Raw genomic sequence first — 14,241 nt, forward strand, 5'->3', positions numbered from 1 at the left:
GGTTCTTATTGATTGAACTGGATGCTGCTGAGCTGGATGATTTCGTTGGTCGGTTTTGTGCGTTTGACCACCACGATATAAACATCGTGTTTGCCCGTAATGGGTTTCTCCAGCTCACCCGTTACGGACCGCATCGTTTTCCAGTCGCCTGTAGTGCTGTAGGGTGTCCGGCTGATTACGGGTCCGGCAAACGAATCAAGCCGCAGCTCAATCTCGCCGTCTTTGTTCAGCGACGAGTAGTCGTACGTGAGCGATTTGATACCAGTCAGGTCGATGTTTTTGTAGAGCAGATACGCTTTATGCCCACCGGCACTCAGGCGGTTGCCCCAGCGCGGAAAACCAACGTACGCATCGGCATCGAGCGCCCGCACTTTTGCGCTGCGGAGCGTTACAACATCGGTGGCGGTCAGCGGCCCGACCACCTTACCGCCGTTGTCGGTGTAGGTCGCCACCAGCGTGTACTGACCGCGGGGCTCTTCGGCTTTGTGCTCGTTCAGGGCCAGCGCCCCCTGGAGCGGTACGGTTACCCGCTTCTGCTCGTCGGTCAGGGAGAAGATGTATTTCACCATCTCCTGGGCGTCCTGCATCGGAATCTGCGGGTGCGCACTCATGAGGTGATCTTTGCTCCAGCTTCCGCCCCCGCCTTCGATGATCTTCTTGGCCAGCCGCTCGGTTATGCCCGGCTGGCCTTTGTAGCGGCTCGCTACAGCCACGAACGTCGGGCCGACCGATGGCTTGTCGATGGTATGGCAGGCTTTGCAGTCGCTGTTAGCAATGAGCGTTTTCCCGAGCGATCCGTTGCCGATAGCGTCCAGATTCTGGTGGCCCTGCTGTGGGGCGGTCGGTACGTTCCCCGGCTGGGCACTGTACGCATAAAATACGTTAACCCGTTTAGGATCAATCTTGGCATCCTCTTTATCAGTCACTTTGACTGAATAGGTGAACGGCTTTCCTTCCCAGAAAAACGATTTGTTGCCGGTCGTCGTAATGGCGACTTCCGGCTGGGCGTTGCCCACTTTCACAACGACCGTATCCATGCCTACCAGACCGGTCTGATCGCTCACTTTCAGAATGGCGGTATACACACCGGGTTGAGAATAGGTATAGGTTGCGTTGGCGCTGGTTGCACCAACGGTCTTGCCGTCAAACAGCCATTGGTACGTCAGCTGATCATCCTGATCCAGATCGGACCCATTGCCACTGAAGCTCACCCGCAGCGGAGCCTGCCCAACCGCTTCTTTGACGGGCGGTACGTTTCGACCGTCCGAGGTAAGAAACGCCCGGGCGCGTCGCTCGGCCACCGCGACCGAATCAACCACACCGGCGCGGGCAATGGGCGCTCGGTTACCGGTGTTGTACTCGATTTTCACCAGCCGGGCATCGTCGTTGTCAGCCCCATACACCGAACCGTATTCCAGCATGAACATCACGCCGTCTTTACTGAAAGCCAGATCGATTGGCCGGCGAAAATCACCGTTCGTTGCCATAAATGGCTCAGTACGCAGGTAGTTCTCGTTCTGATCAAACCGGGCCACTACCACCCAGTTCCGCATCCAGTCGAACAGGAACAGGCCCCCGTCGTAGTAGTCCGGGAACTTGCTTCTTGAGGTTGAGCTGCGGTCGTACGTATAAAACGCACCCGCCATGGCGCTCCGTCCCCCCTGCCCTAGCTCCGGAAACTCTTTAGAAGCCGCGTACGGGTACCAGATCATGGCCGACGTAGCCGGTGGCAGGTTCTTCAGGCCCGTGTTGTTCACCGAACTGTTGACCGGCGTATTGGGGTTAAACTTCGGCCCCGCTGCGTTGGTCGCATAATCCAGATCCGGATACGGCTGGCTGTTGCCGATAAACAGCGGCCAGCCGTGGTTACCCGGCTTTTTCGCCTGGTTGAACTCATCATACCCCCGCGGACCGATGGTACTGTCCTTACCCGCATCCGGGCCAATTTCGCCCCAGTACAGCACCGACGACCTCGGATTGACGGCAATGCGGTACGGGTTCCGCAACCCCATCGTGTAAATTTCAGGCCGGGTTAGGGCGCGGTCCGGCGATTCGGTGCCTTTCGGGAAAAGGTTGCCGTCCGGAATGGTATACGTACCGTCGGGCTGGGGTTTGATTCGGAGCACTTTCCCGCGTAAGTCATTCGTATTGGCCGCCGAGCGCTGCGCATCCAGCGTCAGGTGATCGGGGCGTTCGTCGATGGGCGCGTAGCCGTTGGACGGGAACGGGTTGGTGTTATCGCCGGTCGAGAGGTAGAGATTTCCTTCTTTGTCCCAGGCAAACGACCCGCCGTGGTGGGCGCTGGCCTCAAACTCGTGCGGAATCTTCAGAAGCACTTTTTCCGATCCCAGATCAATCGTGTTATCGTCGTTGACGACAAACCGAGACAAGTGGTAATTAACCGGATTTTTATCGGTCATTGGGGAATAGTACAGGTACAGAAAATGGTTGGTGGCAAACTGCGGATCGACCGTTACGCCCTGCACACCAAAGCCCTGCTTCGTCGTTACGTTAAATTTGTGCATCACCCGGCTCTGGTTCGTGCCCGGATCATAAACCGACAGGTTGCCGCTCCGTTCGGTGAAAAAGACCCGGCCCGGCTTACCGCTGCCTTCGTCGGCAATGGCCAGCTCCATGGGCTCGTTGAGGTCGTTGACCAGCACCGTTTTGACAAAGCGGTTTTCTTCCGGCATCACCACCGCATACGCTTTTCTGTAGTTCAGCGGCTCCCCGTTGCCCATAACGTAGTTGAGTCCGCCCAGCAGGTGTTTGATAAACAACGGCTCGCTGTAGCTGGCGTTTTCGTGCCCACCGCCGGTATAGAACGCCCGGCCCCCGTCGAATTCATGGTACCACGCAATGGGGTGATCGCTGCCGTTGGTGCCGCCTTCATAAGTGTTTTCGTCCAGACTTGCCAGTACGTTCAGGCCGGCGTAGAACGAGCGGTAGTTGTACCATTCGTCGGTACGTTCCCAGCGGTCGGGCAGATGCGCGGTAGAGGGGTGCTTTTTATCGGTTACGTCGATGGTTGCTTTCCGTACGTTCGGGTTACTGGGGTGGCTGGCAAAGTAGCCGCCTACCAGCTTGTTGTACCACGGCCAGTCGTATTCGGTATCGGCAGCCGCGTGGATACCCATGTAGCCGCCACCGGCCTGAATAAACCGCTCAAAAGCCGCCTGCTGCTGGGGATTCAGTACGTTACCGGTCGTGCTCATAAATACGACGGCCTGGTAGTTTCGCAGGCTGTCGTCGGTGAAATACGCGGCATTTTTGGTTGTATCGACCCGGAAGTTATTTTCCCTGCCCAGCTTCTGAATAGCCGCAATGCCATAGGGAATCGAGCCGTGGACGTACCCCTTGGTTCGGGAGAAAACAAGCACCCGACGCGGAGCGGCCGGAGCCGTCGCTGTCGTCGACGACGCTGCGTTTTGTGTACCAACGTTCTGGGTTCTCAGACAAGCGTATAAGCCAACGGTAGCACCGGCCGCCAGAACCAACCGGAGCCAGGGTTTCGTCGAAGACGGTAACCAATTCATGAGGTAATAAAAGTTGAGGGTTTTGATGCTGCGGTGGTAAAAAAGAGCCAAAATGCCCCGTTTTTACCACCGTACAGGTACAGTAGCTTAAGGCACTCTGTTAATAAAAACTACTCATATCTGAATGTAACGATAGCAGCTGTCGGCGTCGCCGGGGGTCAGCAAAAGAAACCGTTTCCTGATCTCTGTTTTACTTTGGTGCCCCGGCCGGATCTACATAAGCCAGAATGGCCCTGATGTCCTCGTCGGTCAGATTCGGGAAGCTCGACATGGGTATTTTGCCGAATTTGGTATAGACCTGAACCGCATACGGGTCCCCGCTGGCTACGACGGCCTGCGAATTTCGTATCCAGTTCACCAACCAGGCCTCGCCGGGTGTCCGGGCCACTACCCCTTTCAGGCCAGGCCCAACGGCTACCTCCTCCGTTACGGTGTGGCATTGCGCACAGTTGTTGGTGAACAACTCCTTCCCTTTTGTCTGTTGCTCGGTCAAAACAGCCGGCGTTGCTGCTTTCACCGGCCCACCGGCCGGCTGAACGGGGGCGGATTCGGTATCGTCCGGGTACAAAAACGCGGTAGAAAGCAGCAGTACGATACTGAGACTAACCAGCCCTATGAGGCTCACCAGAGCCGTTGTCAACGGTCGAATGTATGAAATAGACATCATGGCGATTGGTTTCTGGATACGTCGGAAATTTACGGGCCAGCCTGACACGATCCAAGTAAACCGTAACCTATTTTTGAGTTACGTCGACCGTTCAGTTACCACCTGGCAACGGGTAGTCAGCTGGTTTGGATGTAGGGGTAAGCGTTACTGCCAACCCACTATCTATTGTTTGCTATTCGTAAGTTTTCCTTTGAATTTCGCTAGACAGACGGCCAGGTGTCGTGTAGCTTTGACTTTCTTTATCTTTCGCCTGCCAATGCACGTTTTAACCTATTTCTCTTCGGGTTTTACCGAGGTCACACACGTCAAGAAACACGCCCAGTCAGCTCCATTGCGATCAGACATCATTAAATAAGCCTATGCATCATTCAGCTGTTAAGTCCATTAGCCACAGTTCGTTCGAGTCAGGTAGCCGTCGTGCAACCCGGTTTATGAGTTACAAGTGTGGGTTGTTACGGATGCTTGCCGTCTGGTTGTTGGTCGGTTGCTTTTGCAGTACGGCCTTTTCTCAGGATAAGAACCGGATGGTTAGACTGGCCAAACTTGTCATTGATGCCCCACAGCTGGAACGTTACAAAGCGTTTCTGAAAGAGGAGATTGAGGCTTCGGTCCGGCTTGAACCCGGCGTACTGACCCTGTACGCCGTTTGGGAAAAAGAGAAGCCTACGCACTTTACCATTCTGGAGATTTACGCGGATTCAACGGCGTACAAGGCTCATATCCAAACTCCTCACTTCCTGAAATACAAGAACGGCACGAAAGACATGGTGAAGTCGCTGGAACTGGTAGACACCACTCCTCTTGTGCCCGGTATGAAGATAAAGTAAGGTTTCACCGGCTACCGCGGCCTTCATTCTACGCAGTCCCGGACTGCTTCTGTCCGAATTGCATCCGGTATTCGTTGGGCGATTGGCCAACCCGCTGTTTGAACAGGCGGCTGAAGTGCTGCGGGTATTTGAAACCCAGTTCAAAGGCTATTTCGTTTACGGTTTTGCCCGGCTCGAAAATCTTCGCTTTGGCTACCTCAATCAGCCTGAACTGGATGTACTCCTGCGCGGTTTTGCCAGTCTCTTTTTTAACCAGATCGCCGAAATAATTGGGGGACAAATTCAGCTGATCGGCGCAGTAGGCCACCGACGGCAACCCGCTCGTTTGGGGCTTATCCGATGAAAGGTACTGCGTGAGCAGGGTTTCAAACCGCTCCAGAACGCCCTGGTGCGCATGATTGCGGGTAATGAACTGGCGGTCGTAAAAACGGGCGCAGTAGTTGAGAAACAGGTCAATGTTGGACACGATCAGGCGTTTGCTGTGCGCGTCGATGGCATGCTCCAGCTCGTAGCTGATCTTCGACAGGCAATCCAGCACCAGTTGCCGTTCCCGGTTCGACAAGTGCAGGGCTTCGTTGAACTGATAGCCAAAGAACGAATAGTCCTGAATATGCCGTCCAAGCGACGTACCATGAATCAGGTCAGCGTGAAAGGCCAGCGCGTACCCTTTGGGCTGATAGATTTCTCCGTTGCCGATCACGCCGGCTACCTGGCCCGGTGCCAGAAATATCAGGGTGCCTTCCTGGTAATCGTAGGTGTGCCGACCATACACCAGATCCCCGCATTTTACGTCTTTCAGCAGGATAGTGTAAAAGCCAAAGTACATGCGGGAACCCTGTCGGGGGGCAGCCTTCGAGAAGTCGATGACACTGACCAGCGGGTGTAAGGTTTCCGTATTGTTAAACGCGTTGTAATCGTTTATTGTCTCAAAACGTCGAAGCGTATCCATGCCGTTCGTTGCTCTGCCTACCTCAAAATTAGCCCTTTATTTCTGTCCCCTGTAAAAAGCATACCTTCATCCGTAATATTGGTAGATATATCCGTAATCTGTATACCATCTGCCGGGCAAGAAACGCTGACCTTTGTCATGTCAACCGCAAGACATTATGCAAACAAGAACGTTAGGCAAGAATAAACTGGAGGTGTCGGCCATTGGGCTGGGCTGTATGGGCATGAGCTTCGGCTACGGCCCGGCTATCGACAGGCAGAACGGTATTGCCGTGATTCGGGCGGCCGTCGAGCAGGGCGTTACCTTCTTCGATACGGCCGAAGTGTACGGCCCCTTCGCCAATGAAGACCTGGTCGGCGAAGCGCTAGAACCCTTCAAAGGCGAAGTCGTGATTGCTACCAAATTCGGCTTCAACATCGACGACGCAGGCAACCGTCTGGACGGACTCAACAGCCGTCCCGAGCGCATCCGAAAAGTAGCCGAAGCCTCGCTGAAGCGGCTGCGCGCGGATGTGATTGACCTGTTCTACCAACACCGCGTTGACCCCAACGTACCCATTGAAGACGTAGCCGGTACGGTACGCGACCTGATTCAGGAGGGAAAAGTGAAGCACTTCGGCCTGTCGGAAGCGGGGGCACAGACCATCCGCCGGGCCAACGCCGTACAGCCCGTTACGGCGCTGCAAAGCGAATACTCACTCTGGACCCGTCAGCACGAAGCCGAAATCATCCCGACCATTGACGAGCTGGGCATTGGCCTGGTGGCCTATAGTCCGCTCGGAAAAGGGTTTCTGACGGGTAAGATGGATGAAAATGCCCAATTTGCTGAAGGCGACATTCGGAACGTATTGCCCCGATTCACGGAAGATGCCCGCAAGGCCAATCAGGCGCTGGTTGATCTGTTGGGCACGTTTGCCGCCCGCAGAAACGCCACTGTAGCTCAGATCGCGCTGGCCTGGGTACTGGCGCAAAAACCGTGGATTGTTCCCATTCCCGGCACCACAAAACTGCACCGCCTGACGGAGAACAACGGCGCTGCCGCCATCCAGCTGACCGCCGAAGAGCTTCAGGAGATTGAAGCGGCTTCGACGGAAATCAGGGTAGTCGGCACTCGCTACCCCGAGCAGATGGAGCGGTCGACCGGGCTGTAAAGGAGCGATGTCCAGTGGTCATCAGTACGTCTGGTGGCGCTTTAGAACCGCTGAACACATTCCCGTTTTTAGTCTGGCTGGTCGTTTTGTATATTCACAAGCGTTAAGAATGAGTAAGATCCAATTCGTTGTCATCCCGACGCCAGGACCGGGCCGCCGGGATGATAACGAATACTGCTGTAAACTATTAAATAACGGATGCTTACCTAGGATTTATAGCATATTCATACAACGGTAAACCCAAAAACTGTGGCAACATTCAATGTAAAGGTCAACGGAAAAATCAGGCGGGTCGACGTTGACCCATCGACGCCGATGCTCTGGGTACTGCGCGACCACCTCAATTTAGCCGGTACAAAATACGGCTGCGGCATAGCCCAGTGCGGAGCCTGCACAATCCATCTGGATGGAACGGCAGTACGCTCCTGTCAGTTGCCCGTTTCGGCCGTTGGCAACATGCCCGTCACAACCATTGAAGGCTTATCACCCAAAGGGGACCATCCTGTACAAAAGGCGTGGCTGGAACACGATGTGGCCCAGTGCGGCTACTGTCAGGCGGGTCAGATCATGAGCGCGGCTTCGCTACTGAAAACGAATCCGAATCCGGCCGATGCCGATATCGAAGCGGCTATGAGCGGCAACATCTGCCGGTGTGGTACGTACGTGCGCATTCGGGAAGCCATCCGGTCGGCAGCCGGTACTATGGCACGCGTTGAACCCCAGACACCCAACAAAACCACCCCTAAACGCTGACCATGAAACCTGCAAAAAACTCCGTCAATCGACGCTCGTTTCTGAAAGCCTCGGCCCTGGCGGGTGGAGGATTGCTGCTGAATTTCAGCTGGTTGGCGAAAGCACAGGCGGCCGACAAAGCGGAGATCCTGAACCTGCCTCCTCAATGGACTGAAATCAACGGCTATATTCAGATTACGCCCGACAACGTGGTCAAACTCATCTGTCCCAATCCCGAATTCGGCCAGAACGTCATGACGTCGCTCCCGATGATTGTCGCCGAGGAACTGGACGTCGACTGGAAGAACATAGTCGTCGAAATGGGGCCACACGACAATGTGAAACTTGGACCCCAGTTTTCAGGGGGTAGTCAATCGGTCCGGATGTACTGGAAACCCCTCCGCGAAGCCGGGGCAGCCGCCCGGCAGATGCTGCGCCAGGCAGCAGCCGAAACGTGGGGTGTGCCAGTCGATGAGGTGACGACCAAAGCGGGTGTCCTGCAGCATTCGGGCGGAAAGTCAGCGAAGTACGGCGACATGGCCAGTAAAGCCGCTACCCTCGCCGTGCCGAAAGGCATGACCCTGAAAGCCCCAAAAGACTTTGCCATTGTCAGACAGTCGAAGCGGAATGTTGAAGGCCAGAAAATAGTAACCGGCCAACCGCTGTTCGGGCTGGATTACCGGGCCGACGGGATGTTGATAGCCATGATTCAGCACCCGCCCGCCTTCGGCATGAAGCTGAAATCGTTCGATGCGTCGCAAGCCCTCAAGATGCCGGGCATCCGGGACGTGTTCAGTCTGAAATTATACGAAGACGGTTTCGAGCAGGGCGGTTTTGATACCCGCACGTTCAACGAGTTGCTGGTTGTGGTGGGTAAGACCACCTGGGAGGTCATGAATGCCCGCAAGAAGCTGAAAGTAGATTGGGAGCCTACGGGCGATACCAAAGATACGCTGATGGGGAGGGGTAGCAAACGGGAGGTTGTTGTTCCGGGCGGGCTTGAAAGTACCAGCAGCCAGCTTGAAAAAATGGCGGAATGGGCCAAAAAACCGGCTCAGGTCTTACGAAAAGACGGCGACCCCGAAACGGCGTTCAGCAACGCGGCCCAAGTTATCGAACGTACCTACACGGCTCCGTTCCTGGCCCACAACTGCATGGAGCCGATGAATTTCTTCGCCCACGTGACGGATGAAAAAGCCCTGCTGGCCGGACCGCTGCAGGCACCGGGCTGGGCAGAACCGGCGCTGACAAAAATATTGAACCTGCCGGCCGACAAGATTGAGATTCAGATGACGCGGATGGGCGGGGGCTTTGGTCGCCGGGCGTATACCCATTACATGACGGAAGCGGCTCTGATTTCCAAAAAAGTCAAGGCCCCCATCAAGCTCATCTACACCCGCGAAGATGACATGACCTACGGCATCTATCGCCCGATGTACACAGCTACGTATCGCGCAGCCCTGGATGCCAACAAAAACCTGATTGCCTTCCACGTGAAAGGGGGCGGCATACCGGAGCATCCAATTCACGCCAATCGGTTCCCGGCCGGAGCCGTGGACAACTACCTGGCCGAAGGCTGGGAGATTCCGTCGAATATTACCATCGGCGCTTTCCGGGCACCCCGCTCCAACTTCAACGCAGCCGCCGAACAATCGTTTCTGGATGAAGTGGCCGAGGCTATGGGAAAAGACCCCATCAAACTCCGGCTCGATCTGCTGAAACGGGCCAAAGAAAACCCCGTCGGCAAGAACAATGAATATGACCCCGACCGGTACGCGGGCGTCCTGAAACTGGTACGCGACAAATCGAACTGGAACAGGGCAGGCGTCGCCACGCCGGGAAATGAAAAGTACAGCCGGGGGGTGGCCGCTTACTTCTGCCATAACTCATATGCCGCCCATGTGGTGGACATGGTCACCCGCGACGGTCAGCCGTATGTAGAGCGGGTCTTCAGCGCAATGGACTGTGGAATCGTAGTGAACCCCGATGCGGCTACGAACATGGTGCAGGGCGCGGTAGTCGATGGCATCGGGAACGCGTTGTACGGCGCGCTGACGCACAAAAACGGCGCTGCCGAGCAAAGCAACTTCAACAACTACCGCCTGATTCGCCACAACGAAGCACCGAAACAGATCGAGGTTCACTTTGTCGAGAATGACATCGACCCGACCGGATTGGGTGAGCCGCCCTTCCCGCCGGTGTTTGGTGCCGTGGCCAACGCACTCTACAAATCAACGGGGAAAAGGTTTTACCGACAGCCGTTCGCCGAGCAGCTCATCAAGCTTTAAAACAGCAAAGCCAGACTTCATCCGAAGGTCTGGCTTTTTCATTTTTCAGACAAGTTGCAAAGGGCTGTCCGGGATTCATCAGGCAGCCCTTGTGGTAGGGTGTTCCCATTATGCAACGAAGTTTAAGTCAACAGGGTTCGTAAATTTCTTTACAGTGCGGCAATACATTTTTACCGGTTAGATTGCCGCAATCAAGTTGCGTATATTTGAGAGCTAGTGGCAACCCTAAAACCTCAGTCATTATGTCAACTATGTTAGCCAAAAATAGGGTAAAAGCATCTTGCCTATACGAAGGGCATGCCACAAACATCGGTTTGCTGCTATGCCGGCAGACAAAACGCAGCATCAGCATCTTGCTCGCTTATCGGCAGCCGAAACTGCTGCCGAGCGCAGATAAACAACTGAATCTATTTTGTACATTGATTTTTCAATCGGCCTCAGTTCCGGGCTAACAAATATAAGATCCCGGCACAGCAGCAAGCCGTTAACCGTTAGGCTTAAACACCACTCAAAAAGGCAAAACAGACAAGCTATAGGCATAACAACAATGCGAAAATTATCACTTTTCATTGCAACAAGTTTAGACGGCTACATTGCTAAACCAAATGACGACCTAAGTTTTCTAAAATCAGTTGAAAAAGAAGGGGAAGACTATGGTTATGCAGACTTCATGGCAACCATTGACACCTTAATTATCGGCAGAAAAACCTATGATTATGTGCTTAAAGAAATTGGTTCTTCTCATTATGACAACGGTCAGAGAGATGTGTATATCATAACAAGAAGTAAAAGGCCGAGTGTAGGCAAGACAACTTTTTATACAGGAAACTTGACCGAACTAGTTCGACGACTTAAATCCGAGAGTGGAAAAAACATTTATTGTGACGGTGGAGCGGAGATAATAAATGAACTATTAAAGAATGACCTTATTGATGAATTTATTATTTCAGTTATTCCTATATTGCTTGGTGACGGGACAAGACTTTTCAAAGATGGCAGACCTGAACAACAACTTGAACTTTTGAACGTCAAAACATTCGACACGGGACTAACACAACTGCATTACAAACGTGCAAAAAAATGACCGAAGTAACAACGGACAAAAAGCTCGAACCGCTAACAAGGTATTGCCAAAAGCGGGACTGAAGTGCTTCTATAAAACATTTGTGCAAGATTCAACGGTAGTAATTCTATTGAACTTTTGTACTAAGAATCCGCCACATCGCCAAGCCGAAAACCGTTAGTGGTAACCTTAGACAGACACCACGAAATCAGATAAAACAAGAAAAGAATATGGACTCAATTTCACCAAACATTTTTGTAACTGACATTAAACAGACAATTGACTTCTACAAACAATTAGGCTTTGACGTTATTGCGACAGTTCCCGAGCAAGGCAATATTGTTTGGGCTATGATGACTTGTGGAAAGGTAACTTTTTTGTTTCAAGCCTTTGAAAGTTTGGGCAACGACTTGCCAATGATTTCAAGACAAAACGGAGGTTCTTTGCTTTTGTATATTCAGACTACTGAAGTCAGAAAATTCTTTGACGACGTCAAAGACAAAGTAAAAGTGGTTAAAGGACTTGAAAAAACATTTTACGGTGCGACCGAATTTTCTATTGAAGATAACAATGGCTATTTACTAACTTTTGCTGAAGATGAAAAGTAAGACAAACATAAAACTTCCGCTGACAGACGTTGAAAAAGCAAATTTGAGAAAGAACAAAATCAAAATTGCAAGCGTCCTTGACTTTGCAACTGACGAATTGGAAGTTTTGCTTAACGCTACACCCGAACGAGCAAAAGAAATTCATGCGTTAGCAGAATTTCAAACCGTCCCTTCAGTCGGAATAAAATTCGCCGAAGACCTTGTGTTTTTAGGTTACTATTCACTAAACGAACTAAAAAACAAAGACGGAGCAAGACTGACAGACGAATACGAACTAAAAAAAGGTTTTTGGACAGACCCTTGCGTTGAAGACCAGTTTCGATTAGTCGTAAATTATGCAAACACAAACGACACGAAAACAACGTGGTGGAACTTTACCGAAGAACGAAAAAAGTTTCGCGCTAAACATGGGTATCCAGCAAGCAGACCTCAAAAAGCGTGGTTTGAAACATTAGAACACGAACGAAAAGACTAAAATAGGCAGCCACTAACCAGGTATTGCCAAAAGCGAGGCTGAATGGCTTCGATTGAACATTTGTGCAAGATTCAACATTCGTTCTTCGATTGAAATTTTGAGCTCAAAATTCACGCCTTCGGCCATACCAAGCCGTTGGTGGCGATTTTGAGCGAGGTATTTTAACATAAGTACACTATTGCCTGACTTTTCGTTAATTACATGAAGTATTTCATAGTAGTCTTTATACTTCTTACTTCACAGGCGTCAGCCCAAATACCAAAGTTATATAATCATATCGCCAATGATGTGCATTCGATATACTCCCGGGTACTACATCAAGACCGCCAGATATACATCAATGTTCCAAAACTCGATTCTGCAGATGTAAACAAGTCATTGCCCGTGTTGTATTTGTTAGATGGAGAGAATCATTTTCACATCCTTTCTGCTTATATAGAATATTTAAGGCATTGGAAGATTATTCCTCCAATACTAGTAGTAGGCATTGTTAGTGTGGACCGAATAAAAGACCTCACGCCTATTAATAGTTTAATAAACTTTGACGGTGAAGTCTCTTCTAACTATAAGACATCCGGTGGCAATGAGCAGTTTTTAAACTTCATTCAACAGGAGTTGATTCCTTACATAGAGGCTAATTATAAAACAAGTCCTTTCAAAATATTTGCCGGACATTCATTCGGTGGTCTTACTGCTATCAATTGCATGCTTACGCGCCCTGATATGTTTAGTGCCTATATAGCCATAAGTCCTTCACTATGGTTTGGCAATAAATATATTTTACGATTGGCAGGACAAAAACTACCCAATCTAGCCATGACGAATAAAAAACTTTTTTACAGCGTAGGGAACGAAGATGGCACCTTTCGAAATGATTTGTTGAAATTTGATAAACTGGTTACCCAGAATAATTCAAAAACATTTAAACACCAGTATAAATATTACCCTAATGAAGACCACATGACAGAACCAATTCCTGCCTATTACGATGCGCTACGATTTGTTTACAAGAATTGGACAAACGATGACACAAAGTGATACAACTGCAATGGACTGAAATTAAAATACTAAAAAATGGCCATCAACATGAATAGTTAAGCAAGTGTGGTAGAAAGACACAAATTCGGCGGAAGAAAATCACTTCATCACCTAAGCTATGCAAACTACTAAGAACACAATTCTAATTACCGGAGGCAGCTCAGGTATTGGCCTGGCGATGGCCGAAACGTTTATCAAGGCCGGCAATGAAGTGCTTATCTGTGGCCGACGGGAAAGTAAACTGGCTGAAGCAAAGCGCAACCATCCGCAACTCCACACCCGCGTCTGCGATGTTGCAAAAAAGGCCGAGCGGGAAGAACTCTTTCAATGGGCAACTTCCGAGTTTCCCCACATCAATATGCTCGTCAACAACGCGGGCATTCAGAAAGAAGTTAACTTTTTGACGGGCGCTCCCGAGTTATACGAGGACGAGGGCGAAATCGAAACGAATCTGACCGCCAGCATTCATCTTGCTGCTCTTTTCATTCCGCACTTCCTGCAGCAGAAAACCGAATGCGCCATCGTCAACATCACATCGGGTCTGGCTTTCATCCCGCTGAAAATTGTACCGGTCTACTGTGCTACCAAAGCGGCCCTTCATTCGTTTTCGATTTCGCTGCGGTCGCAATTAGCCGAGACCAATGTTCGCGTTTTTGAAATAGCCCCACCGATTGTTAAAACGGAACTCCACCGGGAAGCGAAAGCCCGCAAGCAGGCCGAGCGCGGAATACCGGCCTCAGACGTAGCGGAAGCAGCTCTGAAAGCGTTGAAAAACAACAACTACGAAGCGATCGTTGGTCAGGCGAAGTCATTGAAAGGCGCATCGCGGATTGCACCCGGCTTTTTCCATAAACTGCTCAACAAAGTAGCGGCCGGATAACGTAAGAAGATTGGACACAAAATATAGT

Annotated in this window: 12 protein-coding genes; 9 read left to right on the forward strand and 3 right to left on the reverse strand. The window is 51.4% G+C overall.

What is annotated here, in order from left to right; genetic code table 11:
- Window positions 1–5: 5 nt before the first annotated feature.
- A complete protein-coding gene (locus DYU11_RS12135) occupies window positions 6–3,536 on the reverse strand; it encodes a ThuA domain-containing protein (RefSeq protein WP_119668315.1) in 3,531 nt (1,176 codons plus the stop codon).
- 190 nt (window positions 3,537–3,726) lie between these two features.
- Window positions 3,727–4,203, reverse strand: a complete 477-nt coding sequence (locus DYU11_RS12140; RefSeq protein WP_119667935.1) for a c-type cytochrome — start codon at window positions 4,201–4,203, stop codon at window positions 3,727–3,729.
- Window positions 4,204–4,634: 431 nt separating this feature from the next.
- On the opposite strand from DYU11_RS12140, the gene DYU11_RS33475 reads away from it, so the two are divergent.
- A complete protein-coding gene (locus tag DYU11_RS33475) occupies window positions 4,635–5,030 on the forward strand; it encodes a putative quinol monooxygenase (RefSeq protein ID WP_229365790.1) in 396 nt (131 codons plus the stop codon).
- 28 nt (window positions 5,031–5,058) lie between these two features.
- Here DYU11_RS33475 and DYU11_RS12150 read toward each other — a convergent pair whose 3' ends face one another.
- Window positions 5,059–5,979, reverse strand: a complete 921-nt coding sequence (locus DYU11_RS12150; RefSeq protein WP_119667937.1) for a helix-turn-helix domain-containing protein — start codon at window positions 5,977–5,979, stop codon at window positions 5,059–5,061.
- Window positions 5,980–6,136: 157 nt separating this feature from the next.
- Between DYU11_RS12150 and DYU11_RS12155 the strand changes: the two genes are divergently transcribed.
- The 8 genes from DYU11_RS12155 to DYU11_RS12190 all read left to right on the forward strand — a co-directional run bounded on the left by DYU11_RS12155 (window position 6,137) and on the right by DYU11_RS12190 (window position 14,213).
- A complete protein-coding gene (locus DYU11_RS12155) occupies window positions 6,137–7,129 on the forward strand; it encodes an aldo/keto reductase (RefSeq protein WP_119667938.1) in 993 nt (330 codons plus the stop codon).
- Window positions 7,130–7,378: 249 nt separating this feature from the next.
- Window positions 7,379–7,882, forward strand: coding sequence for a (2Fe-2S)-binding protein (locus DYU11_RS12160; RefSeq protein ID WP_119667939.1), 504 nt, complete (start codon window positions 7,379–7,381; stop codon window positions 7,880–7,882).
- Window positions 7,883–7,884: 2 nt separating this feature from the next.
- A complete protein-coding gene (locus DYU11_RS12165) occupies window positions 7,885–10,149 on the forward strand; it encodes a xanthine dehydrogenase family protein molybdopterin-binding subunit (RefSeq protein ID WP_119667940.1) in 2,265 nt (754 codons plus the stop codon).
- Window positions 10,150–10,696: 547 nt separating this feature from the next.
- Window positions 10,697–11,233: a dihydrofolate reductase family protein gene (locus tag DYU11_RS12170; RefSeq protein ID WP_119667941.1), complete on the forward strand. Its 537-nt coding sequence runs from the start codon at window positions 10,697–10,699 to the stop codon at window positions 11,231–11,233.
- A gap of 209 nt (window positions 11,234–11,442) precedes the next feature.
- Window positions 11,443–11,820 (forward strand): VOC family protein, encoded by a 378-nt coding sequence (locus DYU11_RS12175; protein ID WP_119667942.1) that lies wholly within the window; start codon window positions 11,443–11,445, stop codon window positions 11,818–11,820.
- Window positions 11,810–12,295, forward strand: a complete 486-nt coding sequence (locus DYU11_RS12180) for a helix-hairpin-helix domain-containing protein (protein ID WP_119667943.1) — start codon at window positions 11,810–11,812, stop codon at window positions 12,293–12,295. Before DYU11_RS12175 ends, DYU11_RS12180 begins: the two co-directional genes overlap by 11 nt.
- Window positions 12,296–12,496: 201 nt before the next feature.
- A complete protein-coding gene (locus tag DYU11_RS12185) occupies window positions 12,497–13,333 on the forward strand; it encodes an alpha/beta hydrolase (protein WP_119667944.1) in 837 nt (278 codons plus the stop codon).
- 118 nt (window positions 13,334–13,451) lie between these two features.
- A complete protein-coding gene (locus tag DYU11_RS12190) occupies window positions 13,452–14,213 on the forward strand; it encodes an SDR family oxidoreductase (RefSeq protein WP_119667945.1) in 762 nt (253 codons plus the stop codon).
- Window positions 14,214–14,241: the final 28 nt, after the last annotated feature.

It is taken from the genome of Fibrisoma montanum (genome assembly GCF_003583365.1).
Taxonomy (GTDB): domain Bacteria; phylum Bacteroidota; class Bacteroidia; order Cytophagales; family Spirosomataceae; genus Fibrisoma; species Fibrisoma montanum.

Excerpts from the sequence above, each read along its gene's own strand:
- DYU11_RS12135 (WP_119668315.1), bottom strand. The coding sequence starts at position 3,536 with ATGAATTGGTTACCGTCTTCGACGAAACCCTGGCTCCGGTTGGTTCTG.
- DYU11_RS12140 (WP_119667935.1), bottom strand. The coding sequence starts at position 4,203 with ATGATGTCTATTTCATACATTCGACCGTTGACAACGGCTCTGGTGAGC.
- DYU11_RS33475 (WP_229365790.1), top strand. The coding sequence starts at position 4,635 with ATGAGTTACAAGTGTGGGTTGTTACGGATGCTTGCCGTCTGGTTGTTG.
- DYU11_RS12150 (WP_119667937.1), bottom strand. The coding sequence starts at position 5,979 with ATGGATACGCTTCGACGTTTTGAGACAATAAACGATTACAACGCGTTT.
- DYU11_RS12155 (WP_119667938.1), top strand. The coding sequence starts at position 6,137 with ATGCAAACAAGAACGTTAGGCAAGAATAAACTGGAGGTGTCGGCCATT.
- DYU11_RS12165 (WP_119667940.1), top strand. The coding sequence starts at position 7,885 with ATGAAACCTGCAAAAAACTCCGTCAATCGACGCTCGTTTCTGAAAGCC.
- DYU11_RS12170 (WP_119667941.1), top strand. The coding sequence starts at position 10,697 with ATGCGAAAATTATCACTTTTCATTGCAACAAGTTTAGACGGCTACATT.
- DYU11_RS12175 (WP_119667942.1), top strand. The coding sequence starts at position 11,443 with ATGGACTCAATTTCACCAAACATTTTTGTAACTGACATTAAACAGACA.
- DYU11_RS12180 (WP_119667943.1), top strand. The coding sequence starts at position 11,810 with ATGAAAAGTAAGACAAACATAAAACTTCCGCTGACAGACGTTGAAAAA.
- DYU11_RS12185 (WP_119667944.1), top strand. The coding sequence starts at position 12,497 with ATGAAGTATTTCATAGTAGTCTTTATACTTCTTACTTCACAGGCGTCA.
- DYU11_RS12190 (WP_119667945.1), top strand. The coding sequence starts at position 13,452 with ATGCAAACTACTAAGAACACAATTCTAATTACCGGAGGCAGCTCAGGT.